The sequence below is a fragment of the Leifsonia sp. EB41 genome, from assembly GCF_041262565.1.
Lineage (GTDB): Bacteria > Actinomycetota > Actinomycetes > Actinomycetales > Microbacteriaceae > Leifsonia.
The window spans coordinates 1,325,786-1,350,930 of the sequence record NZ_JBGCCJ010000001.1; the positions used below are offsets into that span (position 1 = coordinate 1,325,786).

Below are 25,145 nucleotides of genomic sequence, written 5' to 3' on the forward strand. Positions count from 1 at the left end.
CGACCACGGCGACAAGCCCCGGATCCCTCACCGAGGGGCCGGGGCTTGTCCGTTGTCGTTCACCGCACGGAACTCAGACCAGCGAATCCCGCCACGCCGCGTGCAGCTGGGCGAACCGGCCGGTGCCGGAGATGAGCTCGTCCGGCGAGCCGTCCTCGACCACACGGCCGTGCTCCATGACGAGCACCCGGTCCGCGATCGCCACCGTCGACAGGCGGTGGGCGATGATCACGGCGGTGCGGTCGGAGAGCAGCGTCTGCAGCGCCTCCTGCACCAGGCGCTCGCTCGGGATGTCGAGCGAGCTGGTCGCCTCGTCCAGGATGAGCACTGCCGGGTTCGCGAGGAACGCCCGGGCGAACGAGATCAGCTGCCGCTGACCCGCGGACACCCGGCCACCGCGCTTGTTCACGTCGGTGTCGTAGCCGTTCGGCAGGCCCGCGATGAACTCGTGGGCGCCAACCGCGATGGCCGCCTCCTCGATCTCCTCGCGCGTCGCGTCCGGCTTGCCGAGCGCGATGTTCTCGGCGACCGAGCCGCTGAACAGGTACGCCTCCTGGGTGACCATGACGATCGCGCGGCGCAGGTCCTTGGGGTGCATGTCCCGCAGGTCCACGCCGTCCAGGGTGACCTCGCCCTCGCTCGGGTCGTAGAACCGCGAGATCAGCTTGGCCAGCGTCGACTTCCCTGCTCCGGTGGAGCCGACGAGCGCGACGGTCTGCCCGGCCGGGATGTCCAGGCTGAACTCCGGCAGGATGACGCGGTCCCGCTTGTACGCGAAGGTCACGTCGTCGAAGCGCACGTGGCCCTCCGCCGTCCACAGGTCGGTCGGGCGCACCGGGTCGGGAACGCTCGGCGCCTCCTCCAGGACGCCCGAGATCTTCTCGAGCGCCGCGGCGGCCGACTGGTAGGAGTTGTAGAACATCGCCATCTCCTCCATCGGGTCGAAGAACCGGCGGGTGTAGAGCAGCGTCGCCAGCAGGACACCGATCGCGAGCTGACCGTCGGCGACCCGGAAGCCGCCGACGAGCAGCACGGCGCCGACCGTGACGTTGCCGATCATCACGAGCCCCGGATCGAAGATCCCGAACAGCTGGATGACGCGCGCGTTGACGTCGCGGTAGTCCTCGACCAGGCCGCCGAACTCCTTCTCGTTGCGCTTCTCCTTGCGGAACGCCTTGACCGCGCGGATGCCGGTCATGGTCTCCACGAAGTGCACGATCAGCTTCGCCGACGCCACCCGCGAGATGCGGAACAGCACCTGCGAACGCTTCTGGAACCAGCGGGTCAGCAGGTACAGCGGAAGCAGTGAGCAGATCAGCACGACCCCGCTCACCCAGTCGAGCCAGAACAGCGCGATGCCGATGAACAGCATGTAGAGGAAGCCCTGCACGAGCTGGTTGATGCCCGAGTCCAGCAGCTCGCGGATGGAGTCCAGGTCGCTGGTCTGCCGCGAGATGATGCGGCCGGACGTGTACGACTCGTGGAACTCCAGCGAGAGCCTCTGGGTGTGCAGGAACACCCGCTTGCGCAGGTCGATCAGGATCGCCTGGCTGATCCGCGCGCTCAGCACGGTGTACCACGCGATCAGCACGGCGCCGATGACGCCGGTGATCAGGTACGCGACTCCGGCGGCGGCCACCGGGAGCCAGTTCTGGCTCTTCAGCGCCGTGATGCCGTTGTCGATGCCGAACGCGATGATCGCAGGTCCGGCGACCTGGCCGGCCGTGCTGATCACGACGACGATCGCGGTCAGCACCAGCCGCGTGCGCATCGGGTGCAGCAGCGAGCCGAGCAGGCGGAGCGAGCGCCGGCGGATCTGCCGGCTCTCCTCCTTGTTGAGGTCGTTGCGCTCTTCGCCTTCGACGCCCAGTACGGTCGCGGTGCTCACAGGTTCACCTCCTGAAGGATCTCCTCGTCGCGCTCCTCTTCGAGGGAGGAGAGGACGAAACGGTAGTGCTCGTTGCTCACGAGCAGGTCGTGGTGGGTGCCGACGGCCGTGATCCGGCCGTCCTCCAGCAGCGCCACCCGGTCGGCGAGCATGACCGTCGACGGACGGTGCGCGACGACCAGCGCTGTCGTGGCGGCCAGCACCCGGCGGAGGGCGGCCTCCACCAGAGCCTCGGTGTCGACGTCGAGCGCGGACAGCGGGTCGTCCAGCACCAGGATGCTGGGCGCCGCGGCGACGGCCCGCGCGAGCGCCAGACGCTGACGCTGGCCGCCGGAGAGGCTGAGACCCTCCTCGCCGACCTTCGTCTCCACGCCCTCCGGGAGCTCGTAGACGAAGCCGGCCTGCGCGATCTCCAACGCTTCGGTCAGGATGCGCTCCGCGTCGGCCGAGGCCGGGTCGAGCCCGTCCCGGCCGAGCAGCACGTTGTCGCGCACCGAGGCCGAGAACAGTGTCGCGTCCTCGAACGCCATCGCGATCGCCTTGCGCAGGTCGTACCGGGTGAGGTCGCGCACGTCCACGCCATCCACCTTCACTGCTCCGCCCGTCACGTCGTACAGGCGGGTGGTGAGCGCGGTCAGCGTCGACTTGCCGCTGCCGGTCAGGCCGACCAGGGCCATCGTCTCCCCCGGACGGACCGTGAGGTCGATGCCGTTCAGGAGGTCCGGGTAGCGCTCCGGCGAGTCCTGGTAGCGGAAGTGCACGTCGTCGAAGACGAGCTCTCCGCGGGGCTCGGCGATGTGCTTCGGCTCGGCAGGGTCGGTGATCGTGTTGACCTCGTCCATGACCTCGAAGAAGCGGTCGGCCGCGGTGCGCGTGTCGAACGTCATCGAGAGCAGGAAGCCGATCGACTCGATCGGGAACCGCAGCACGGTCGCCGTCGCGAAGAACGCGACCAGCTCACCGACCGTGAGCTCGCCCTGCGCGGCCAGCCACACGCCGACCACCAGGCAGATGCCGAACGCGACGTCCGGGATCAGCAGCAGCCACAGCCAGATGCCCGCGATGGCCTTCGCCTTCTCGATCTCCGTGCCGCGCAGCGCCTCCGCCTGCGACTCGAACTTCTTCAGCGCGTGCTTGCCGCGGCCGAACGCCTTGAGGACGCGGATGCCGTGCACCGACTCCTCGACGGCGGTCGCCAGGTCGCCGGCCTGGTCCTGGCTGCGGCGCGCGACGACCGAGTACTTCTTCTCGAAGACGAAGCCGTAGATCCACAGCGGCACGGACAGCACCAGGAAGATCAGGCCGAGGATCCAGTTCCAGCCGATCAGGATGGCGAAGCCGACGATGATCGTGACGACGTTGACGACGAGCAGCACGATGCCGAACGACAGCCAGCGCCGGATGAGGCTGAGGTCGCTGACGGCACGCGACAGCAGCTGACCGCTCGGCCACTTGTCGTGGAACGAGACGGGCAGGTCCTGCAGCTTCTCGTAGAGGGCGTTGCGCATCCGCGCCTCGACGTGGGTGCCCGGGGTGAGCACGAACCAGCGTCGCAGCGAGATGAACACGGCCTCTGCCGCGCCCAGCCCCACGACGAGCAGGGCCGCAGGCCACACGGCCGACGGGTCGCCGGTCGAGAGCGGACCGTCGACCAGCCAGCGGAGCACCTGCGGGATGCTCAGCGCGACCAGGCTCGCCAGGAGCGCGGCGACCATGCCGAGCAGGATGCGGGGCGCCGCGGAGGTGGCGAACGGCAGGATGCGGAGCAGTGTGCGCACGGTCCCCGAGCGCTTCTTCTCTTCTCTTTGCGGAGGGTGCTGATGGGTTTCAGCGATAGACATGAGTTCCGTTTTCTCTTCGTGCGTTTCTTTTCTTCTTATTTGGGTGCGGGGTCGGCTCCGACCCGGTGAGGCGTGCTGAGAGGTCGCCAAAGGGATGCGTCCACGAGAGCGTGACGTGCCAGGGCTACGGATGCCCTGTGCGGGTGCCGGCGACAGTCAGCCGGAAGCGCGTACCTGCCTGGGACCTACCAGGCGGGGGCCGGCTCCGGGGACGCGTACGCGGCGGCGACGAGCCCGAACACGGTCACGGTTCGTGTGTTCTCAGTCGTTGTCATGGCGTCCTCCCAGTAGCCCGATGCGTCTTCCGAATGCTGCGACAAGGCAGCCCTACAGAATATTCCCAGGATCTCTCAGAGCGCAAGAGCGAGTTTCGGATCGGTGCCGCTAGGCTGCGGAGATGGCCTGGCGCTCGCCCCTGTTCCGGACCGTCCTCGCGGCGTTCGCCGTGTTCGTGGCGGTGGTCGGCGGGATGTTCGCGGCCGTCGGGGCGGCCTGGAACGTCGCCGTCCAGGCGCACTCGACCTCGATCGAGTTGCAGGTCACCGGGTCCTCCTCGCGCACGGTGACCCTCTATCACGCGACCTGCGTCCTGCGGGCGAACGGCCGCATCGTCGTGCGCAACGACCCGACCTTCCGCATCCCGGCCCAGATCGTGGGCGACCGTCAGAACGGTCAGTTCAGCACCAGCATCTCGACGGGTGACGGCGGGGTGTTCGTCTCCACCGCACCGTTCGTGCTCGACGGCGGGACGGTGCGCTTCGTCGCGACAGGCGGCAGCTTCACCGACCCGCGACTCTCCGGCGAACGGGTCGACGCGCAGGTGACCGGGTCCATCCCGTGCACCACGGACGCCTCCAGCGACTAGACGCGGCCCGCCTCAGCGGATGCGGATCGACAGGCAGGTGACGCAGCCCTCGAGCTTCTCGAACTCCGAGATGTCGACCTGGATCACCGTGTAGCCGAGGTCTTCGACCAGCGCGACCGATCCGGGCGCCGACGACGACATCAGCACGGTCTCGTCGTCCAGGACGACGACGGCGGTGCCGTGCGCCTCCGGGACCGGCAGGAAGCGCTCGAAGATCCGCGCGTCGTCCACGAGCGGCTCGTAGCCGATCACGGTGCCGTCCGGGAGGGCGGTGACGGCGGTCTTCAGGTGAAGCGCCTTGGTGACCGGCACCGCCACGACGGTGTAGCCGAGCGGGGCGACGAGCGCGCGGAGCTGGCGGATGCCCTCCGCGTTGGTCCGGCCGCCGCGGCCGACGTAGACGGTGTCGCCGACCTTGAGGACGTCGCCGCCGTCGAGGGTGCCCGGCTCCTCGATGCGCAGCAGGCGGAGGCCCTGTGCGCGCAGCGCGGCCTCGGTCCCGGCGATCTCGGGCTTGCGCGAGTCCGCGCCGGGGCGCGAGATGACGGCGGTGTCGCCGAAGACCACGGCCGTGTCCTCCACGAACACGGAGTCGGCGAGCTGGTCGGCGCTGGCGACCTCCACGGTCTGCCAGCCGGCGGCGGAGAGCGCGGCGACGTAGGCGTCCCACTGCGAGTCGGCGAGCTCGCTGTCGACGGCCTCACGGTCGATGTGGGTGATCAGGCCCTCGCTGAGGTTTCCGGCGGGGATGCGCACGAGCGCGATCTTGCGGGAGGCCGGGGCGGCCTGCGCCTCGATGGCGCCGAACACGGCGAAGCCGGCGGTCGGGAAGGCGATGGCGACCGCGAGCCAGAACGGGAGGTTGATCCCGATGAACGACGACGCGATCTGGCCCCAGGCCTGGCCGGTGAGCGTGACGTTCAGCGTCGAGAACAGCACGAGCGTGCCGATCGCCGCGCTGATGAGGCCGACCAGGATGCCCGCGACCACCGCGATCCAGCGACGGTCGTACGCGCCGAGCAGGGCCGCGATCGCGGCGAGGACGAACGCCGCGAGGGCGTTCCAGGCCACGTAGGGCGTGATGCTCCCGAGCACCGCCGAGTTGAGCTGGTTCGCCACCAGCAGCACGAGCGTGGCGGCCACCAGGCCGATGGCGGCCACGGCGACGGCGGACACGAGGGAGGCGACGAGCCGGCGGGCCCAGGAGGAAGTCATGGGACAAAAGCCTATCCGACGGGTCCCTATGGGAATGCTGGCATACGTCGCCGCACGCAGCGTCCCGCTACCGGCCGCAGCGGCCGATAGCGGGACGCGGTGACGGCTCAGGCGTGCGCGGGCTCGCGCAGGCGCGCCAGGGCGATCTCGTCGGCGGCCGCCAGCGTGGTGATGCCGCGTTCGGCCGCCACGTCGAAGACGCGCGCCACGATGTCGCCGATGGCCTCGACGCGCTCGCGCGTGGCCTCGGCCGACGGCTCCTCCTCGTTCATCATCGCGAGGAAGATGACGCCGCCGGCGTTGACGACGAAGTCGGGGGCCCACAGGATGCCGCGGGCGGCGAGGCGCTCGGCGCCTGCGCGCTCGGCGAGCTGGTTGTTCGCCGGTCCGACGACCGCCTTGACGCGCAGCTCGTCGATCACGGTGTCGGTCAGCACGCCGCCGACGCCGGCGGGGACGAAGAGGTCGCCCTCCACGCGGTGCGCCTCGTCCGGCTCCACCCAGGCCGCGCCCAGCGCCTCGGCGAGGGCACGCTTGGCCGGGTTGACGTCGGTGACGGTGAGCACCGCGCCCTCGCTCGCGAGGCGCATGGCGATGATCGAGCCGACGTGACCCAGCCCGAGCACGGTGACGCGGCGGCCGGAGACGTCGCGGCTGCCGGTGGCTCGCTCCAGGGTTGCGAGCAGGCCCGCGTACACACCGGCTGCGGTCGCGTCGCTCGGCTCGCCGACGCCGCCCTCCGCGGGCGGGAGGCCGCACACGTTGGCGGTGCGGGTCGCGACGACGGACATGTCCTCGGCACTCGTGCCGACGTCCTCCGCGGTCATGTAGCTGCCGCCCAGGCTCTCGACGGCGTCGCCGAGGTCGAGCATGACCTCGTAGCGCTCGGTCGGGCTGAGCTGCTTGCCGCGCGGCAGGTAGACGACGGCCTTGCCGCCGCCGCGGTTGAGGCCGGCGGCGGCGTTCTTGAACGTCATCCCCTCGGCCAGGCGCAGGGAGTCGGCGACGGCCTCCTGCCAGGAGTCGTAGTTCCACACGCGGCAGCCGCCGAGGGCGGGGCCGAGGACGGTGGAGTGCACCGCGATGCTGATGGTGAGGCCGCTCCGCCTCCCCTTCACCACATGCAGTGTTTCGTGCGGAAGGTCGGTGGGCAGGACGGACATCGGTGTCTCCTCGTGGGATCGCGGTGAATGCTGAGGGTCTTGTGGACCGTCGTCTATTCTCCGCGACCCCGCGAGGGGATGCAATCCGGCGAGCCGGTCAGTGGAAGAAGTGGCGCTCGCCCGTGAAGTACATCGTCACCCCGGCTGCCTTCGCAGCGGCGATGACGTCCTCGTCGCGGATCGATCCGCCGGGCTGCACGATCGCGGACACGCCCGCGGCGATCAGGATCTCGGGGCCGTCGGCGAACGGGAAGAACGCGTCGGACGCCGCCACGGAGCCCGCTGCACGGTCGCCCGCGCGGCTGACCGCGAGATTGCAGGAGTCCACCCGGTTGACCTGGCCCATGCCGACGCCGACGGAGGCGCCGTCCGTGGCGAGCAGGATGGCGTTCGATTTGACCGCGCGGCACGCCTTCCAGGCGAACTCGAGGTCGGCGCGCGTCGCGGCGTCGGCCTGCTCGCCGGAGACGAGCGTCCAGCCGCTGGAGTCGAACTCATCGAAGCGGTCGGCGTCCTGAACCAGCACGCCGCCGGAGAGCTGCCGGAACTCGGTCACCGACCGACCGTAGCCCTCGGGCAGCCGCAGGATGCGGAGGTTCTTCTTGGTCTGCAGCAGCTCCAGCGCCTCCGGCTCGAAGTCCGGGGCGATGAGCACCTCGGTGAAGATGCCCTTCACGGTCTCGGCCATCGCGAGCGTCACCGTGCGGTTCGCCGCGATGACGCCGCCGTACGCGGAGACCGGATCGCACTCGTGCGCCTTGCGGTGGGCGTCCGCGATGTCGTCGGAGACCGCGATGCCGCACGGGTTGGCGTGCTTGATGATCGCGACCGCCGGCTCGGCGAAGTCGTACGCGCTGCGCAGCGCCGCGTCGGCGTCCACGTAGTTGTTGTACGACATCTCCTTGCCGCCGAGCTGCGTCGCCTGGGCGATGCCGCGGCCGGCCGGGTCGGCGTAGAGCGCCGCGGCCTGATGCGAGTTCTCGCCGTAGCGGAGGGTCTGCTTGAGCTCGGCGCGGACCTCGAAGCGCTCCGCGAAGTCGGCGGTGGAGGGTGCCTCCCCCGCGAACCACGCCGCGACGGCGCCGTCGTACGAGGCGGTGTGGGCGAACGCCTTCGCGGCGAGCGCGCGGCGCTGGTCGAAGCTCGTACCGCCCGCGGCGACGGCGGCGCTTACCTCCGCGTAGTCGTCCGGCGAGACGACGATCGCGACGTTCGCGTGGTTCTTGGCCGACGCGCGCACCATCGCCGGGCCGCCGATGTCGATCTGCTCGACCACGTCGTTGCCGACCGCGCCCGAGGCGACGGTCTCCACGAACGGGTAGAGGTTGACGACGACGAGCTCGAACGGCTCGATGCCGAGGTCCTTGAGCTGCTCCTCGTGGGAGGCGAGCCGCAGGTCGGCGAGCAGGCCGGAGTGGATGGCGGGGTGCAGGGTCTTGACCCGGCCGTCCAGCGACTCCGGGAAGCCCGTGACGCTCGCGACGTCGGTCACGGCGTGGCCCGCGTCGCGGATGGTCTGCGCAGTGGAGCCGGTCGACACGATCTCGACCCCGGCCTCCGCCAGCGTCGTGGCGAGGTCGAGCAGGCCTGTCTTGTCGCTGACCGAGATCAGTGCGCGGCGGATCGGGACGACGTCCCGTTCGCGGTAGAGGCTGGCGTCGTGGCGGGGTCCGCTCATACTCGGGAGAGCTCCTTGAGGTCGATGTGTCCGTTGGCGATGTCGAGGACGGCGTCGATCAGCAGCCGTCGCTCCACGGGTTTGATGCGTTCGTGCAGGCTGGCCTCGGTGTCGCCCGGCACGATCGGGACGCGCTCCTGGCTGATCACCGGTCCGGCGTCGACGCCGTTGTCGACCACGATGAGGCTGGCGCCGGTCTGCGTGGCTCCGGCCGCGAGCGCGTCACGGACGCCGTGCGCGCCGGGGAACTCGGGCAGGAAGGCCGGGTGCGTGTTGATCAGGTGCGGCGAGAGCGCGCCGACCACGCGCGGCGGCAGCAGGCGCATGAAGCCGGACAGGATGACGAGGTCGGGCTCCCAGAGCCGGATCTGCTCCAGCACTGCATCGCCCCACTCCTCCCGGCTGTCGTAGGAGGTGAAGGGCACCGTGAACGACGGGATGCCGAACTCCTCGGCGTGGTCCAGGCCGTCGGCGTCGCGGTCGGCTCCCACCGCCACGACGCGGGCAGGGAACTCGGCGTCGGAGGCGGCCTCCAGCAGCGCACGCAGATTGGAGCCACCACCGGAGATCAGCACGACGATCGAGAGCACGCGACAAGCCTACCCACCCGCCGAGGCAGGCTCCGACCGGCGAGGGAGCGCTCTCCGGCTCAGCGCCGGGCGCGGCCTCCAGCCAGCAGCCCGATGACGGCGGCGACCGCCACCTCCCCCGCCGCGAGCGCGCCGACGAGCCACGGATTCGGACCGACGTCGTGCAGCCGGCCGGGCCCGAGCGCGCCGGAGGACCACCAGGCCAGGAGGCCGAGCTCGATGCCCGCGACGACGCCGATGCCGAGCGCGGTGAGGACGAGGGTCAGCGCCCCGTCCGTCTGCGCCCTCCTCGTGCCGCGCAGCAGGGCGGCGGCCAGGAAGCCCGCGAGCAGGGGCACGATCACACCGGCCAGCCCGAAGGTGTAGCCGTGCGCCGGGATGACACCGAAGAGCGGCACGCCGGGGAGCGGCCCGAGCGCGGTCCCGATCGGGCTGACCGTGGACCCCGTGCCGATGGCGAACCCCGGCCCGACCAGCCACGACATCAGCCAGATCACGAGGTTCGGCAGGAAGGCGAGCTGGGCGACGGTCAGCGCGATGCCGCCGGCGACCCCGGTCTGGAGCTGCTCGTAGAGGCCGATGATCGTGCCGTAGTTGCCGAAGATGAGCAGCGTCAGGAGCAGCGCGGACAGGCCGATGACGATGGCGGTCGCGGCGCTGCCGGCGCGCAGGGCACCGAGGAGGGCCGTGCGGACCGGGGCGGGGACGGCCGCGACCCGCGAGCGGACCGCGACGCCGACCGGCGCGGCCCCCCGGCCCGGCGCGGACGTCGCACGGTCGTCCCGCGCCCGGTCGCCTGTCTGTTCGGAGACCGGCTCACGCACCCCGCGGAGCGCCGCGAACACGAAGCCGATCCCGATACCGAGCGCGTAGACGAAGGTCGGGAGCACGAAGCCCCGCCAGAGCGACGGCTGCACGAGGTCGCTGCCCGCGGTCGCCGTGACCAGGACCGAGATCAGGAAGAACACCGCGAGCGCGGAGACGGCCCCGGTCGAGCGGTACCGCGTCTCGGCCGCGCGCAGCCCGGTGCGCACGCCGAGCCCGGCGGTGAGCGCGGCGAAGCCCAGGAGCGCGATCGTCACCTGGAACGGCACAGCGGCGGCCGGGAGGCCGAGGGATCCGACGAGCTGCGGGTCCAGCGTCACCGTGAGGTTCACGCCGTGCCCGAGCAGCCAGATGTCCGCCGTCGCACGCCAGACGATCGCGAAGTCCCCGGCGAGATGGTACTGGGCCGCCCACAGCACGGTGAGCGGGACGAGGCAGATCGCGAGCCCGATCGCCGCGACGATGACCGCCTCGAGCGCGGCGAGCAGGGCGACGGTTGTGCGATTCATGACCGGATGGAGCCTACCGGGCGCGGGGTCGCCCGCACCGCAGACACTTCGGGCCTCAGGAGACGGTCATCACCGGGGTGTCGTCGTCGGCGTCCTCCGGCACCGTGATGACCGGTCGCTGGACGAGCTCCAGGATGGCGATGACGACGGCCGCGATCACCAGCGTCCAGATGATGAGCGACGGGGTGAGCGGCCGTACGAACAGGACCACCGCTGCCGCGATGACCGCGACTGCGGCCCGGAGCAGCACCCGTTGGGCGTAGAGCCACTCCCCCACCCGGCCGGTGGTGATCCCGTGCCGCTCGGCGGACTCCCGCACCCAGGTCACCCCGGAGCCGAAGAACCCTCGCAGCTTGCGCGGCGCGGCGAACGGCCCCGAGTACCAGCCGACCAGCGCGACGACGATCGCGAGCACGAGCACTGCGACACCGGTGTCCTTCATCGCCGTCGAGACCGTCGTGTAGAGCGTCGTCGCGACACCCGCCGGCACCAGTCCAGGCGATGCCGAGGCGATGAACACGATCTGGCCGATCGCGATGCCGGACACGACGACGATCATCGCGATCGCCAGCGCCGACGCCGCCCCGATCAGGGCGAGGGCGCGGCGGCGCGCAACGATCACGCCGAGCGCGAGCAGGCCGATCGACACCCACGGAAGCCACGCGCCCGCCACGACGGCGAGGTTGTAGAAGACCTGGAGGGTCGGGATCGACGAGTTCTGCGCGACCGTGATCGTCTTGTCGATGGTCGGTATGCGCGACGCGAAGGTGATCCCCTGGTCCACGAGGACCTGCTTCACCCTGTCGATGATCGGCCCGAGCTGGACGCCCACCGATCCGTCCTTCCCGATCGCGACCGCCGCCTGCGGATTGCCCTGCATCGTCGCGACGAGCTGGTTGTGACTGACCCGCAAGGCGTCCTGCCACACCTGGGCGAACGCGTCGGAGGCCACGAACCGGCCGACGGCGGTCTGGATCAGGGACACGATGCCCTGCGAGAGCGGCGCCTTGAGGGCGTCGAGCGCTTTCGTCGCAACGGGTCCGGTGCCGAGGCCGGTGATGCCGTCGATGACCTGCGAGGTGAGCTGCGGGATGTCGACGTGCTGCTGGATGACCTTGACCGTCTCGTCCGTGACGTACGCCTGGACCCCCGGGTCGTTCGCGAGCGGTGCGTAGGTGGCCACGAACGCGTCGGTGTCGGTGAGCTGCACCTTCGCCCAGGAGGCCACCACCGCGACGGGCGCCAGGATCGCGCCGATCACGATGAGCACGACGGCGAGCAGGGTCCAGCCCCAGCCGCGCTTGTGCTTCAGTTCCGGTGCGGCCGCGAAGTCCGGCAGCGGCTCCGTCGCGTTCTCGTCGAGCTGGTTCCTGAGCGCCGCGTTCTCGGCTTCGAGCGCTGCGACGCGCCTCGCGAGGTCGGCGTTGGTCAGACGTGGCATCGGCAGCATCCCCCTCCCGGACGGTGGTGCGCTCACTGTAGCGCCGCCGAACGGGCCGCGGGCAGGCCCGGATCCAGGCTGTGGAGAGACGGATCGGGGCCGGACTCCGTGGAGGAGTCCGGCCCCGATCGGCGGTTTCGAGCGGTGCCGTTACAGCGCCGCGTAGACCTCGCGGAGCAGCGCGGCGGTCTCGGACGGGGTCTTGCCGACCTTCACGCCCGCGGCCTCCAACGCCTCCTTTTTCGCCTGCGCCGTGCCGGCCGAGCCCGAGACGATCGCGCCGGCGTGGCCCATCGTCTTGCCCTCGGGCGCGGTGAAGCCGGCCACGTAGCCCACGACCGGTTTGGTCACGTTCGCCTTGATGAAGTCGGCCGCGCGCTCCTCGGCGTCGCCGCCGATCTCGCCGATCATGACGATCGCCTTGGTCTCCGGGTCCGCCTCGAACGCGGCGAGCGCGTCGATGTGGGTGGTCCCGATGATCGGGTCGCCGCCGATGCCGATGGCGGTCGAGAAGCCCAGGTCGCGCAGCTCGTACATCATCTGGTAGGTCAGCGTGCCGGACTTGGAGACCAGGCCGATCGGGCCCTTGCCGGTGATAGTCGCCGGGGTGATGCCGACGAGCGCCTCACCCGGCGTGATGATGCCGGGGCAGTTCGGGCCGATGATGCGGGTCTTGTTGCCCTTCGCCTTGGCATAGGCCCAGGCCTCGGCGGAGTCCTGCACCGGGATGCCCTCGGTGATGACGACGAGCAGCGGGATCTCGGCGTCGATGGCCTCCACCATCGCGTCCTTGGCGAACGCCGGCGGCACGAAGATGATCGACACGTCGGCGCCGGTCTTCTCGATCGCCTCCACGACGGTGCCGAAGACGGGGAGCTCGACATCGCCGTGCGTCACGGTGGTGCCGGCCTTGCGGGCGTTGACGCCGCCGACGACCTGGGTGCCGGCCTTCAGCATCAGCGCGGTGTGCTTGGTGCCCTCGCCGCCGGTGATGCCCTGGACGATGACCTTGGAGTCCTTGTTGAGGAAGATAGACATTCTCTGATTCGTCCTTGCTTACTTCGCGGCCAACTCGGCAGCCTTGTCGGCGCCTTCGTCCATGGTGAGTGCGAGGGTGACCAGCGGGTGGTTCGCCTCGGTGAGGATGCGGCGACCCTCGTCGACCTTGTTCCCGTCGAGACGGACGACGAGCGGCTTGTTCGCCTCGTCGCCGAGGATCTCCAGCGCCTTGACGATGCCGTTCGCGACCGCGTCGCAGGCGGTGATGCCGCCGAAGACGTTGACGAAGACGCTCTCGACCTGCGGGTCGTTGAGGATGACGTCCAGCCCGGCCGCCATGACCTCGGCGGACGCGCCGCCGCCGATGTCGAGGAAGTTCGCCGGCTTGACGCCCTTGTGCTTCTCGCCCGCGTAGGAGACGACGTCGAGCGTGGACATGACCAGGCCTGCGCCGTTGCCGATGATGCCGACCTGACCGTCGAGCTTGACGTAGTTGAGGTCGGCCTTCTTGGCCTTGGCCTCGAGCGGGTCCGCGGCGTCCGCGTCCTCGAGCGCCTCGTGCTCGGGGTGACGGAACCCGGCGTTCTCGTCGAGGGTGACCTTGCCGTCGAGGGCGATGATGTCGCCCTCCTCGGTGAGGACGAGCGGGTTGACCTCGACGAGCGTCGCGTCCTCACCCGTGTAGACGGCGTACAGCTTCACGAAGACGTCGGCGACCTTCTCGATCAGCTCGTCCGGGAAGCCGGCCGCCTTGGCGATCTCGACGGCCTTGGCGGAGTCGAGGCCGCCGCGCGGGTCGACCTCGATGCGGGCGAGCGCCTCGGGCTTCTCGACCGCGAGCTGCTCGATCTCCATGCCGCCCTCGACGCTGGTCAGCGACAGGTAGGAGCGGTTGGCCCGGTCGAGGAGCACCGAGAAGTAGAACTCGCGGGCGATGCGAGCGCCGCCGGCGACCATCACCCGGCGGACCACGTGGCCCTTGATGTCCAGGCCCAGGATGGCCTTGGCGGCCTCTTCGGCCTCGTCCGGCGTCTTGGCGACCTTCACGCCGCCCGCCTTGCCACGGCCTCCGACCTTGACCTGCGCCTTGACGACGGTCACGCCGCCCAGCTTCTCCGCGGCCGCACGGACCTCCTCCGGAGTGTCTGCGACGATTCCCGGAAGGACCGGGACGCCGTACTTCTCAAACAGGTCTCTGGCCTGGTACTCGAATAGATCCACGGTTATCCAATCCGCTGATGTCCGGCGCGCTCGTGGCGCTCCGGCGGTTATCTCCTGGGCGGTCCGGCGGGAGAATAGCTCGACGCCGAGATAAATTCGCCAGTGAGAACTTTAGCGTGTCCGACTGAACAGCCCGAATCGGTTTCTCCTCCACAGGGCGATGCGCAGGACGATCTCTCCACGGATTCGCTCCGAGACGCCCGCCGGCGGTCCGTCGCCGGGACCGTTGAGGGCATGACACATCGCATATCGAACCTCGTGACCGTCTTCGTCCTCGCCGGCCTCGCCGTCTTCCTCGGCATGCTGCACGCGCTCGCCGCGTCCCCCGACGCCCGTGCGCTGACCGGAGCCGGCCACGGCCCCGGTTACCTCTCCCACGACGGCTGGTGGCTCGGAACCTACCGCCTCGACGACGGTGCCCAGGGCTTCTGCCTGAACGCCGGCAAGCCGAGCCCCACCGGCAACGGCTACGACTACGCGGACGCGGCGGCGCTCGGCTGGTACACGCCCGAGCAGTCGGCCTCCCTCGCATACATCTCCCGCACCTGGGCGGGCACTGACGACCGGCTGACTGCCGCCGCCGGGCAGATCGCGACCTGGCTGGTCGCTGGCCTCGGCGGTCACACACCCGAGGAGCTCGCCGCCCGCGCCGGGTCGGACGCCGGCCGCGTCCTCGCCCGGGCGAACGAGATGGTGGACGAGGCCGCGCGCCTCGGCTCGTCCTCCGTGCGGGCGGACACCGTGCTCGAGCTCGCGGAGACCGGGCCGGGCCGGGTCCGCGTCGAGCTCTCCGTCGTGCGGCCCTCCGGGGCGGAGCTCCTGGCTCCTGGCGCACACCGGGCACGGGTGTCGCTCGACGGCGCGGCCTTCGCGGACGGCGCCTCCGACGCCGACGTTCCGACCGGGACGGACCTGGCGATCATGCCGTCCGGCGACGGGGCGAGCGTGACCGTGAGCGCTGCGGCCTCCCTCGACCGGCTGCCGTACGGCGACCGGCTGCTGGTCGCCGCCCCGCACGGAGACGCGCAGGCCGTGCTCGTCGCGGTGCCCGCGACGGCGGAGGCGCGCGCTGCGGCATCCACGACGGGTCCGTCCCCGCTGCCGTTCCAGCCGATCGTCTCGACGGTGACGAGCGCTCCGGAGGCGCTGCCCGGCGCGTTCGTCCACGACCGGCTCACCGTGTCGGTCGACACCGCCGACGGGCTCCTGCCGTCCTGGGGCGTGCGCGCGGTGGACGACGGCTTCGAGCCGGTGGAGGCTGTCGTCGAGAGCACGCTGTACGGCCCGTTCCCGGCCCCGCTGACGGAATCGCCCGACGTTCCCGACGGCGCGCCCGTGGTCTGCACGGTGGAGACGAGGGTGGACGGCACGGGCGAGTACGACACCCCCGAGTGCGCCATTCCCGCCGCGGGGCACTATGTCTGGGTCGAGCGGATCGATCCAGCGCGGCTGTCCGCGGGAGACGGCGGGGAGCGGATGCGTCCCTGGCGGGCGGCGTTCGGCGTCGCCACGGAGATCACCGTGGCGTCGACTCCCGTGGTCCCGGCGCCCGACGAGCCCGCGCCTGCCCCGATGGCGCCGGCCACGCTGGCGGACACCGGCGGCTCCTGGGCGGCGGAGGGATGGCCGGCGGCGGTCGGCCTCGGGGTGGCCGGCGGCGCGGCGCTGACCGCCGCACTCGGCCGGCGGCTTCGTCGCAGGAGCACAGCCTCCCGTTGCAGGATGGACGCATGACCAGCACAGGCGCCGTCCGTGGCTCGTCGCGATCCGGGGCGACCGAGCAGCTCACGTACCTGCAGCTCACCGGCGAGGCGCTCTGCCTCGCCGGTGGCGGCAGGGCCCTGCTGCTGCAGATCGCGCACCCGGCTGTGGGGCGCGGTGTGGTGGAGCACAGCGACTTCGCCAACCGGATGCTGGATCGGTTCCACGCCACGATGACCTTCGTCTACGCCGCGACCTTCGCGACGCCGGCAGAGTTCGACGTGGTCCGCCGGCGGGTCAACCGGGCGCACGCGCCGGTGCGCGGCGCGGCGACCGGCGCGGAGCCGGCGTACAGCGCCTTCGACCCGGAGCTGCAGCTCTGGGTGGCGGCGACCCTCTACGCCACAATGGTCGACCTCGGCGAGCGTGTCTTCGGTCCGCTGAGCCCCGCCGCGCGGGAGAAGCTGTACCGCGAGGCGGTCGGCTCCGGAGCCGGTCTCCAGGTCCGCCCCGAGGACTGGCCCGCCACCGAGTCCGACTTCCAGGACTACTGGCACGACATGGTCGGCCGGCTCCGCGTGACGGAGGGCACCCGCGCGGTCGCCGGGCAGATCCTCCATCCGCGGCGGGTGCCCCTCTGGCTCCGCGCGACCCTGCCGGACGCCCGGATCGTCACCGCCGGGCTGCTGCCGCCGAGCGTGCGGGACCAGTTCAGGCTGCCGTGGACACCCGCGATCGAGCGCGGCTTCGAGCGCAGGATGCGGGTGGCGGAGGCGGTCTACCCGCGGCTCCCGCTGCGACTGCGGCAGCGGCCGCGCGACCTGTACCTGGCCCGGCTGCGGCGGTCGCTGAGGGAGGAGCGCGGCTAGCGGGCGAGCCCCCGGGACCGCTCGATCCAGCGGGCCAGCAGCACCAGGCCGATCCCGATCGACGCACCCAGGACGGTCTCGAGCACGCGGTCGAGGACCAGCATGCCGAGCGGCGCCGGAGAGGCGAGGTGCGACACCGCGAGCGCCATCGGGGTGATGAAGAGCAGGGCGTAGCCGTAGTGGCGGCCGACCAGCATCTCCGCGAAGAACTGGCAGACCACGATCACCGCGATCACCACGAGGGCCGGGGGCGACCACACCAGGACCAGCGCCGCCACGACGACGCCACCGATGGTGCCGAGGATCCGGTGAAGCGAACGGGAGATCGAGTGCGCGGCGCGCGCGGGAGGGATGACGGCGACCAGGCTCACCACCGCCCAATACGCGTGGCCCAGCCCGAAAGCGATGGCGAGGCCTCCCGCGATGAGGACGCCGACGCCGTTCTGCGCCGCAGTCAGCCAGACGCGGCGGTCACGCAGGACGCTCGTGTCGATGCCGGGGCGGCGGTGCAGCTTCTTCAAGAGCACGGCACCCGTCCGCGCCGCCCGGTCGCCGGCCGCCCGGCGCAGCAGCCAGCCCGACATCGTGAGCAGCCACGCAAACGCCGCGACGGCGGCTGCGAGGCCGATCCGTCCCCAGGCCTCTGCTGCTGGCGTCGGGATCGCCGCGCACACCAGCAGCGCGAACACGAAGAACAGCGGCTGCGCGGGCAGGAGCTGGAAGGCGGTCGCGAAGAACGTCCCGATCACCACCACGGCCACCAGCAGCACCGCCGCGAGCCACAGCGGTTCGCCCAGCACCGCGACCAGGACGCCGAGCGCGATGCTCGTCAGGAGCGCGACCGCCGCCACCGAGACGCTGCGGAGGCGGAGCCGGTAGGGCTCGTTGCGTCCGTACAGCGCGGTGAACGCTCCGAATGTGGCGTAGGCGGCGAGGTCGAGGCGTCCGACAGCGAGCAGGACCAGCAGCGGCACCGCGACCGCGGCGGCCGCGCGGAAGCCGACCTCGACGCTCAGGGAGGCGAGTTGCTGCCTCGGCCGCAGCCTCACAGCTTGTCGATCGGTGCGATCTTGATGAGGAGCTTCTTCGCGCCCACCTTCTCGAACTGGACGTGCGCGACGCGCTTGGCGCCCTCGCCGGTGACGTTGGTCACCCGGCCGTCGCCGAAGTCCGCGTGCCGGATGCGGTCGCCCGGCGCGAGCTCCAGGTCGCCGTTGTCGCGGACCTTGCCGGTCACCCGGTTCGGCCACTCCGCCTTCGGGCGCTCGGCCGGCGAGCTGCCGCCGACCGGGTAGCTCTCGTTCCAGCGTCCCGCCGTGCCGCCGATCCCGGGCCGGCGGGCGTTCAGCGCGCGCGACTGCGATCCGCCGCGGCCGTTGGCGGCGCCCGGCGACTGCCGCCAGTCGATCAGGTCCGCCGGGATCTCCTGCAGGTAGCGGCTCGGCATCGCGACGGCGGTCTCGCCGAACTGCGCACGGGTCATGGCGAGCGAGAGGAACAGCCGCTTCTTGGCGCGCGTGATCCCCACGTAGAACAGCCGCCGCTCCTCGGCAGGGCCGCCCGGCTCGTTGGCCGACATCCGGTGCGGGAGGAGGTCCTCCTCGATGCCCGTCAAGAACACCGCGTCGTACTCCAGCCCCTTGGCCGTGTGGAGCGTCATCAGCGACACGGAGCCGCTGGAGTCGTCGATCTCGTCCGCCGCCGCGACCAGCGACACCTCCGTGAGGAAGTCGACCAGCGTGCCGTCCGGGTTGTTGCGCGCGAACTCGCGGGTCACCGCGACGAGCTCGTCCACGTTCTCGGCGCGCGCCTCGTCCTGCGGGTCGCGGCTCTTGCGGAGCACCTCGAGGTAGCCGCTGCCGTCGAGCAGGAAAGTGAGCACGTCCGCGACCGACGCGGCGCCGGCCGGATTGGCCGGGTCGATCTTCGCCGCGGCCTCGTCCAGCAGCCCCGAGAGCTGCAGGATGGCGCCGGTCACCTTCGGCCCGAGGCCCAGCGACCCGGCGTCGCGCATGGCGTCGCGGAACGTGAAGCCGTTGTCCTCTGCATAGCTCGCGAGCTGCGTCTCGGTCGCGGGACCGATGCCGCGCTTGGGCGTGTTCAGGATGCGGCGGAGCGCCAGGGTGTCGTCCGGATTGGCGACCGTGATCAGGTACGCCATCGAGTCCTTGATCTCGGCGCGCTCGTAGAACTTGGTGCCGCCCATCACTTTGTAGGGCAGCGCCGACCGGATGAAGATCTCCTCCAGCGCACGCGTCTGGGCGTTCGTGCGGTAGAAGACCGCCATGTCCTTGTAGTCCATGCCCGCGGCGTGCAGCTTCTCGATCTCATCGGCGACGAACTGCGCCTCGTCGTGACCCGAGTAGCCGGTGTAGCCGACGATCTTGTCGCCGTCCCCGACCGCCGTCCACAGCTTCTTGTCCTTGCGGTCGAAGTTGTTGGCGATCACGGCATTGGCCGCGCTCAGGATGTTCTGCGTCGACCGGTAGTTCTGCTCCAGCAGCACCACCTTGGCGCCGGTGAAGTCGCGCTCGAACTCCACGATGTTGCGGATGTCCGCGCCGCGGAACGCGTAGATCGACTGGTCCGAGTCGCCGACCACGGTCAGCGAGGCCCCCGGGATGGCGCCGACCACGTCGCGCAGCTTGCTGACGTTACGGCCGTGCTGCTCCATCTCCTCCGCGATGTCGGGAGAGACCGGCATGGTCAGCTCGCGGATGAGCGAGTACTGCGCGTGGTTGGTGTCCTGGTACTCATCGACGAGGATGTGCCGGAACCGGGTCTGGTACAGCGCCGCAACCTTCGGGAAGGCGCGGAAGAGGAACACCGTCTCGGCGATGAGGTCGTCGAAGTCGAAAGCGTTGGCCCGGCGGAGCGCCCGGGTGTACTGCCGGAAGATCTCGAGGAACATCACCTCCTGCGGGTCGCTCAGGTTGGCTGAACGCGCGTAGGTCTCGATGTCGGTCAGCTCGTTCTTGAGCTTGGAGATGCGCCCGGAGGTCCCCGCCACGGTGAAGCCGAGCGTGTCGGCGTCCAGCTCCTTGATGATTCGCTTGAGCAGCGCGCGGGTGTCGCCCGAGTCGTAGATCGTGAAGCTCTGCGTCTTGCCGATGGTCTCGGCCTCGCGGCGCAGGATGCGGACGCACGCCGAGTGGAACGTCGAGATCCACATGCCTTGCGCCCGGCCGCCGAGGAGCTGCTCGACGCGCTCGCGCATCTCGTTCGCCGCCTTGTTGGTGAACGTGATGGCGAGGATCTCGCTGGGCCAGGCCTCGCGGCTCTCGATGAGTCCGGCGATGCGGCGGGTCAGCACGCTGGTCTTGCCCGAGCCGGCGCCCGCGACGATGAGCAGCGCGGGCCCGCGGTACTCGGCCGCCTCGCGCTGCTGCGGGTTGAGCCCCGCGAACAGGCGCTCGTTCGGCCCGCGACGACCGCCGCCGGCCCCGTCGCGCCCCTGACCCGCGCCGTCGCCGGGGCGCACGTCGCCCTCCCAGCCGTCGAGGATGATCGGCACGGAGGAGGGCACCGCGGAAGTGGAGGAGGGGGCGTCGGGAAGGCTCGTCATGTCTCCAGACATTTTAGCCGCCGCCACCGTCATCGCGGCCGGGCAGCGCAGTCGGGCGACAGGACGCGGTCAGCGCCCGTCGCGCACCGCCACGGCAAGATCGGGATGGTCGGCGAACACCCCGTCCACACCCGAGTGCAGCAGGATCGCGAAGAGCCGCCGCCAGTCCCCCCACTCGTCGTCGCGGCCGGACCTGCGGAAGTCCGCCGGCAGCATCCCGTTCTCCGGCCGGAGGGTCCAGCAGTAGACGAACAGCCCCGCCGAGTGCGCGAGGTCGACCAGGTCGGACGTGACTGCGCCGATGTCGACGCCGCCCTCGTCCTCGCCGAACAGGCCCACCGCCACCGAGCCCGAGTGCAGGATCTGCGAGACGTCCACGCTGATCCCGTCCACCCGCTCCGCAGGGGACGCCGCCGAGCCGAGGGCGTAGAGCCCACGCAGGGTGAGGTCGGAGGCGTAGCCGGGAGCTGCGGCCCCGAGCGACGCGACGCGGTCGGCCGGCGCGCCCTCCGCTTCGAGCAGATAGACGCGCTTCCCGCGGAAGCCGCCGTCGTGGAGGCGCCCCAGCACCGTCTTCTCGAAGCTCTCGGCGACGAGCCCGGGATGGTCGGACCAGCCCGCTGCGGCGAGCTCGGACAGGAACAACTCGTGCAGCGGCAGACCGGCCGCCTCGAAGTAGGTGGCGTGCTTCAGCTCCGCCACCAGTCCGAGCGCCCGACCCGCGGCGTCGGAGGCCGCGTCCACGACCTCCAGAACGTCCGCCAGCCGCAGGATCGGGTAACGGTCGTCGAAGGTCGAGCTCGCCTGGCGAAGCTGCGGGACGCGCTCCCGCGCGCGCAGGGTGGCGAGCTCGGCCCAGGTGAAGTCCTCGGTGAACCAGCCCGTCAACGGCATCCCGTCGACCTCCTTGGTCGTGCGGCGGGAGGCGAACTCGGGATGCTCGGCCACGTTCGTCGTGCCGGAGATCTCGTTCTCGTGCCGGACGACCAGCACGCCGTCCTTGGTGGCGACCAGGTCGGGCTCGACCGAGTCCGCCCCGAGCGCGAACGCCAGCTCGTACGACGCCCTCGTGTGCTCCGGCCGGTATCCGGGCGCGCCGCGGTGACCGATGACGGACGGTCTCGAGCGGGCGCGCATGTGGCGATACTAGCCGGGCGTCGAAGCCGTTCCGGTGCGCACCTGCGGGTGACACAATCGGAGTGTGCCCGACCCCGACGGCCTCCCCACCCCGACCCCGACCGCGCCGGCGCCCCTCCGCGAGACCTCGGGAGCGTCCGGCGCCTGGCGCGAGCCGACGCGCTCGCTCGATCTGCACTGGGGCGGCTACCGCGGCCGGTTGATCGCCGGGCTCGCGATGATCGTCGTCGGTACGGCCTGCGTCCTGGTGACGACCGCCTACAGCCTGCCGTTCCTGCTGGCCGGCTCGATCCTGCAGCCGGCGGGCTGGGCGGTGATGCCCTCGACGATCGGCCGGAGGGTGGCCGTGGTCGTCCCCGTGCTCGGCTTCAGCTGGCTCATGCTCGGCGGCTCCGGCTTCGCCTGGTGCTACGCCATCGTGCTGGCGGCGTGGCTGCTCGTGCGGCTGCGGCCGCTCCCGACCTTCGCCGTGCTGCTGCTGCCGATCGCCGCCAGCCTGGTGCTCCCGCTGTTCGTGACGACGTACGGCCAGGGCTGGATCACCATTCTGGTCATGAGCGTCATCGTCGTGGGCTCGGCGTGGCTGGCCCGCGCCGGAGCGGTCGCACTCGATTCATGGCAATCTGTCAGAACTCTCAGAAACCAACCAGGTAGGTTGGACGCACCGAGACCGTAAGCGGTCCCCGACAGTAGCGAGGAACCCATGGCAACCTCCAATCCGGCCTTCTCCCAGAGCCCGGCCTTCCAGAACGGCGCGACGGACGCGGCGAGCGCGCAGAAACTGGAAGAGCTTTTCAACGCTCCGTCCGCCGGGTCGGCCGAGACCGACCGCATGACGGTGGACGACACCATCCGCAAGACCGCGGTCGGCTTCGGCGTCCTCCTGGTGGGGGCAGTGGTCGGCTGGTGGGTCCCCGGACTGTGGGTCGTCGGCTTGATCGCCGGTCTGGTCCTCGGGTTCGTCAACGTCTTCCGAATCAGCAAGAACCGGCCGTCCGCCGGCCTCACGCTGGCCTATGCCGCGGCTGAAGGACTCTTCGTCGGCGGCCTCTCGAAGATGTACGAGGCGTTGGCCGGTGGGGTGGTCATCCAAGCCGTCCTCGCGACCATCGTCGTGGTCGGTGTGACTCTCGCGCTCTTCGCGACGGGCAAGATCCGGGCCTCACGTCGCGCGACCAAGGTCTTCTTCGCCGCGCTGATCGGCTACCTGGTCTTCTCTGCGGTGAACTTCGTCCTGATCCTGACCGGCGCGGTGAGCGATCCGTGGGGTCTTCGTGGCTCGGTCCACATCTTCGGCATCCCACTCGGACTCGTCATCGGCGTGCTCGTCGTCATCATGTGCGCGTACTCGCTCGTGCTCGACTTCGACATGATCCAGCAGGGCGTCAAGAACCGTGCGCCGCGCGCGTTCGGCTGGGTCGGAGCATTCGGCATCATGGTCACCGTCGTCTGGCTGTACCTGGAGCTTCTCCGCATCTTCGCGATCGCGCGCAACTAGCCACCGCACGCAGAAGGGCCGGGACGCTGTCGCAGCATCCCGGCCCTTCTCACGTCTACGGGAGCGTCACTCCCACTCGATGGTCCCCGGCGGCTTCGACGTGACGTCGAGCACGACCCGGTTGACACCGTCCACCTCGTTGGTGATGCGGTTGGAGATGGTGGCCAGCAGGTCGTACGGCAGGCGCGTCCAGTCGGCGGTCATCGCGTCCTCGCTGGAGACCGGGCGCAGCACGATCGGGTGACCGTAGGTGCGGCCGTCGCCCATCACGCCGACCGAGCGGACGTCTGCGAGCAGCACGACCGGGCACTGCCAGATCTCGGCGTCCAGGCCGGCGGCGGTCAGCTCCGCACGCACGATCGCGTCCGCGTCGCGGAGCAGGTCGAGACGCTCCTGCGTCACCTCGCCGACGATGCGGATGCCGAGGCCCGGGCCGGGGAACGGCTGGCGGCCGACGATGACCTCCGGCAGCCCCAGCTCGCGGCCGATCGCACGCACCTCGTCCTTGAACAGGGTGCGCAGCGGCTCGACGAGCTCGAACTGGAGGTCCTCCGGGAGGCCGCCGACGTTGTGGTGGCTCTTGATGTTGGCCGTGCCGGTGCCGCCGCCCGACTCCACCACGTCCGGGTAGAGCGTGCCCTGCACCAGGAAGCGGATCGGGTCGCCGTCGTTCGCGGCCTCCGCGATCAGGTCGGACTGGGCCTTCTCGAACACGCGGATGAACTCGCGGCCGATGATCTTGCGCTTGGTCTCGGGGTCGGAGACGCCGGCGAGCGCGGACAGGAACTGCTCCTGTGCGTTCACCGTGACCAGCCGCACGCCGGTGGCGGCGACGTAGTCCTCCTCGACCTGGCGCGCCTCGTCCTTGCGGAGCAGACCGTGGTCCACGAACACGCAGACGAGCTGGTCGCCGACGGCCTTGTGGACGAGCGCGGCCGCGACGGCCGAGTCGACGCCGCCGGACAGCGCGCACAGCACACGGCCGGTGCCCACCTGGGCGCGGATCGCGGCGACCTGGTCGGCGATGACGTTGCCGCTGTTCCAGTCGGCGGGGATGCCGGCGGCGCGGTGCAGGAAGTTCTCCAGCACGGCCTGGCCGTACTGCGAGTGCTTGACCTCCGGGTGCCACTGCACGCCGTACAGGCGGCGCTCCTCGTTCGCGAACGCGGCGACGGGGGTGTCGTCGGTGGAGGCCAGCACTTCGAAGCCCTCCGGCGCCCGGGAGACCGAGTCGCCGTGGCTCATCCACGCGGTCTGCTCGGCGGGCTGGCCGTCGAGGAGGCTGCCTGCGCCCTCCGTCGCGGCGCCCGAGACGCGCACGGCGGTCGAGCCGTACTCGCGGCGGCCGGTCTTGGCGACCTCGCCGCCGAGGGCGGTGGCCATCACCTGGAAGCCGTAGCAGATGCCGAGCACGGGCACGCCGAGCTCGAAGATCGCCTCGTCGAGGCGGGGCGCGCCCTCCTCGTAGACACTGGAGGGTCCGCCGGAGAGGACGATGCCGGCCGGGCGCTTGGCCGCGACCTCCGCCGCCGTCACGGTGTGCGGCACGATCTCGGAGTAGACGTTCGCCTCGCGCACCCGCCGGGCGATCAGCTGCGCGTACTGCGCGCCGAAGTCGACCACCAGGACCGGGCCGGCCGGCGCGGCCGAGTCGGCCCCGCCGAGGATGTCCGAGAACACTGCGTCGGTGCTAATTTGCGGCCTCCACGTACGTCGCTGCCTCGGCCTCGCGGCCGGCCAGATAGCTCTTGACCTGCTTGGTGATCCTGGCTTCCACGAAGAAGGACAGGAAGGGGATGACGCCGCCGAGGGCGATGGTGATGAACTTCGAGAACGGCCAGCGCATGAAGCTCCAGAGCCGGAAGTCGGAGAACAGGTACACGACGTACAGCCAGCCGTGGGCGATCAGGATGCCGGTGCTGAGGTCGACGCCGGTCGGGGCGACCGCGGTCTTGACGGGGACGAACGTGAGCGTGCCGTAGTTGCTGAACGCGAAGAGCTGGAAGCCGAAGCCGTACTTCACGAGCATCTCCACGCAGAGCAGCAGGAGCATGATGCCGGTGACGTAGGCGAACACCTGGTAGAACTTCAGCGCCCCGCGGATCTTCGGGAAGTCTTCGAGTTTGGGAGCGAGGGGCAT

20 protein-coding genes are annotated in these 25,145 nt (G+C 70.7%); 5 read left to right on the forward strand and 15 right to left on the reverse strand.

Annotated features, from left to right (window positions below):
- Positions 1-73: 73 nt before the first annotated feature.
- Together ABH923_RS06505 and ABH923_RS06510 are read right to left on the reverse strand one after the other, a co-directional pair.
- On the reverse strand, positions 74-1,888 hold the full coding sequence (locus tag ABH923_RS06505) for an ABC transporter ATP-binding protein (RefSeq protein ID WP_370054538.1): 1,815 nt from the start codon (positions 1,886-1,888) through the stop codon (positions 74-76).
- Positions 1,885-3,729 carry an ABC transporter ATP-binding protein gene (locus tag ABH923_RS06510; protein WP_370054539.1) on the reverse strand — a complete coding sequence of 615 codons (1,845 nt, stop codon included), beginning with the start codon at positions 3,727-3,729 and terminating at the stop codon, positions 1,885-1,887. The genes ABH923_RS06505 and ABH923_RS06510 overlap by 4 nt, the downstream gene beginning before the upstream one ends.
- 397 nt (positions 3,730-4,126) lie before the next feature.
- On the opposite strand from ABH923_RS06510, the gene ABH923_RS06515 reads away from it, so the two are divergent.
- The gene (locus tag ABH923_RS06515; protein ID WP_370054540.1) at positions 4,127-4,594 is read left to right on the forward strand and encodes a hypothetical protein; all 468 of its coding nucleotides are present in this window, start codon (positions 4,127-4,129) and stop codon (positions 4,592-4,594) included.
- A gap of 12 nt (positions 4,595-4,606) precedes the next feature.
- On the opposite strand, the gene ddaH is transcribed toward ABH923_RS06515, so the two are convergent.
- The 8 genes from ddaH to sucC form a co-directional block, all read right to left on the reverse strand.
- On the reverse strand, positions 4,607-5,809 hold the full coding sequence (gene ddaH, locus ABH923_RS06520; protein WP_370054541.1) for a dimethylargininase: 1,203 nt from the start codon (positions 5,807-5,809) through the stop codon (positions 4,607-4,609).
- A gap of 107 nt (positions 5,810-5,916) precedes the next feature.
- Positions 5,917-6,972 (reverse strand): Glu/Leu/Phe/Val dehydrogenase dimerization domain-containing protein, encoded by a 1,056-nt coding sequence (locus tag ABH923_RS06525; RefSeq protein WP_370054542.1) that lies wholly within the window; start codon positions 6,970-6,972, stop codon positions 5,917-5,919.
- A 97-nt stretch (positions 6,973-7,069) separates the two neighbouring features.
- Positions 7,070-8,650 (reverse strand): bifunctional phosphoribosylaminoimidazolecarboxamide formyltransferase/IMP cyclohydrolase, encoded by a 1,581-nt coding sequence (purH, locus tag ABH923_RS06530; protein ID WP_370054543.1) that lies wholly within the window; start codon positions 8,648-8,650, stop codon positions 7,070-7,072.
- Complete coding sequence (gene purN, locus ABH923_RS06535) at positions 8,647-9,240, reverse strand: phosphoribosylglycinamide formyltransferase (RefSeq protein WP_370054544.1); 594 nt, start codon at positions 9,238-9,240, stop codon at positions 8,647-8,649. The genes purH and purN overlap by 4 nt, the downstream gene beginning before the upstream one ends.
- Positions 9,241-9,299: 59 nt before the next feature.
- Positions 9,300-10,574: a DUF6350 family protein gene (locus ABH923_RS06540; protein ID WP_370054545.1), complete on the reverse strand. Its 1,275-nt coding sequence runs from the start codon at positions 10,572-10,574 to the stop codon at positions 9,300-9,302.
- A gap of 55 nt (positions 10,575-10,629) precedes the next feature.
- Positions 10,630-12,015, reverse strand: a complete 1,386-nt coding sequence (locus tag ABH923_RS06545) for a hypothetical protein (protein ID WP_370054546.1) — start codon at positions 12,013-12,015, stop codon at positions 10,630-10,632.
- Positions 12,016-12,165: 150 nt separating this feature from the next.
- The gene (sucD, locus tag ABH923_RS06550; protein ID WP_370054547.1) at positions 12,166-13,053 is read right to left on the reverse strand and encodes a succinate--CoA ligase subunit alpha; all 888 of its coding nucleotides are present in this window, start codon (positions 13,051-13,053) and stop codon (positions 12,166-12,168) included.
- A gap of 18 nt (positions 13,054-13,071) precedes the next feature.
- Positions 13,072-14,235, reverse strand: coding sequence for an ADP-forming succinate--CoA ligase subunit beta (sucC, locus tag ABH923_RS06555; RefSeq protein ID WP_370054548.1), 1,164 nt, complete (start codon positions 14,233-14,235; stop codon positions 13,072-13,074).
- Positions 14,236-14,469: 234 nt separating this feature from the next.
- Between sucC and ABH923_RS06560 the strand changes: the two genes are divergently transcribed.
- Positions 14,470-15,969, forward strand: coding sequence for a hypothetical protein (locus tag ABH923_RS06560; protein WP_370054549.1), 1,500 nt, complete (start codon positions 14,470-14,472; stop codon positions 15,967-15,969).
- Complete coding sequence (locus tag ABH923_RS06565; RefSeq protein ID WP_370054550.1) at positions 15,966-16,805, forward strand: oxygenase MpaB family protein; 840 nt, start codon at positions 15,966-15,968, stop codon at positions 16,803-16,805. The genes ABH923_RS06560 and ABH923_RS06565 overlap by 4 nt, the downstream gene beginning before the upstream one ends.
- Here ABH923_RS06565 and ABH923_RS06570 read toward each other — a convergent pair.
- From ABH923_RS06570 to ABH923_RS06580, 3 genes are all read right to left on the reverse strand, one after another.
- The gene (locus tag ABH923_RS06570) at positions 16,802-17,854 is read right to left on the reverse strand and encodes an FUSC family protein (protein WP_370054551.1); all 1,053 of its coding nucleotides are present in this window, start codon (positions 17,852-17,854) and stop codon (positions 16,802-16,804) included. The two genes, ABH923_RS06565 and ABH923_RS06570, sit on opposite strands and share 4 nt — an antisense overlap.
- The gene (locus ABH923_RS06575) at positions 17,851-20,370 is read right to left on the reverse strand and encodes an ATP-dependent helicase (RefSeq protein ID WP_370054552.1); all 2,520 of its coding nucleotides are present in this window, start codon (positions 20,368-20,370) and stop codon (positions 17,851-17,853) included. The genes ABH923_RS06570 and ABH923_RS06575 overlap by 4 nt, the downstream gene beginning before the upstream one ends.
- A 69-nt stretch (positions 20,371-20,439) precedes the next feature.
- Complete coding sequence (locus ABH923_RS06580) at positions 20,440-21,507, reverse strand: glycerophosphodiester phosphodiesterase family protein (protein ID WP_370054553.1); 1,068 nt, start codon at positions 21,505-21,507, stop codon at positions 20,440-20,442.
- 64 nt (positions 21,508-21,571) lie between these two features.
- On the opposite strand from ABH923_RS06580, the gene ABH923_RS06585 reads away from it, so the two are divergent.
- Together ABH923_RS06585 and ABH923_RS06590 are read left to right on the forward strand one after the other, a co-directional pair.
- The gene (locus tag ABH923_RS06585; protein ID WP_370054554.1) at positions 21,572-22,183 is read left to right on the forward strand and encodes a hypothetical protein; all 612 of its coding nucleotides are present in this window, start codon (positions 21,572-21,574) and stop codon (positions 22,181-22,183) included.
- A gap of 27 nt (positions 22,184-22,210) precedes the next feature.
- On the forward strand, positions 22,211-23,005 hold the full coding sequence (locus tag ABH923_RS06590; RefSeq protein ID WP_370054555.1) for a Bax inhibitor-1/YccA family protein: 795 nt from the start codon (positions 22,211-22,213) through the stop codon (positions 23,003-23,005).
- 66 nt (positions 23,006-23,071) lie between these two features.
- On the opposite strand, the gene guaA is transcribed toward ABH923_RS06590, so the two are convergent.
- Positions 23,072-24,685 carry a glutamine-hydrolyzing GMP synthase gene (gene guaA / locus ABH923_RS06595; protein ID WP_370054556.1) on the reverse strand — a complete coding sequence of 538 codons (1,614 nt, stop codon included), beginning with the start codon at positions 24,683-24,685 and terminating at the stop codon, positions 23,072-23,074.
- A gap of 10 nt (positions 24,686-24,695) precedes the next feature.
- Positions 24,696-25,145, reverse strand: a complete 450-nt coding sequence (locus tag ABH923_RS06600; protein ID WP_370054557.1) for a DUF3817 domain-containing protein — start codon at positions 25,143-25,145, stop codon at positions 24,696-24,698.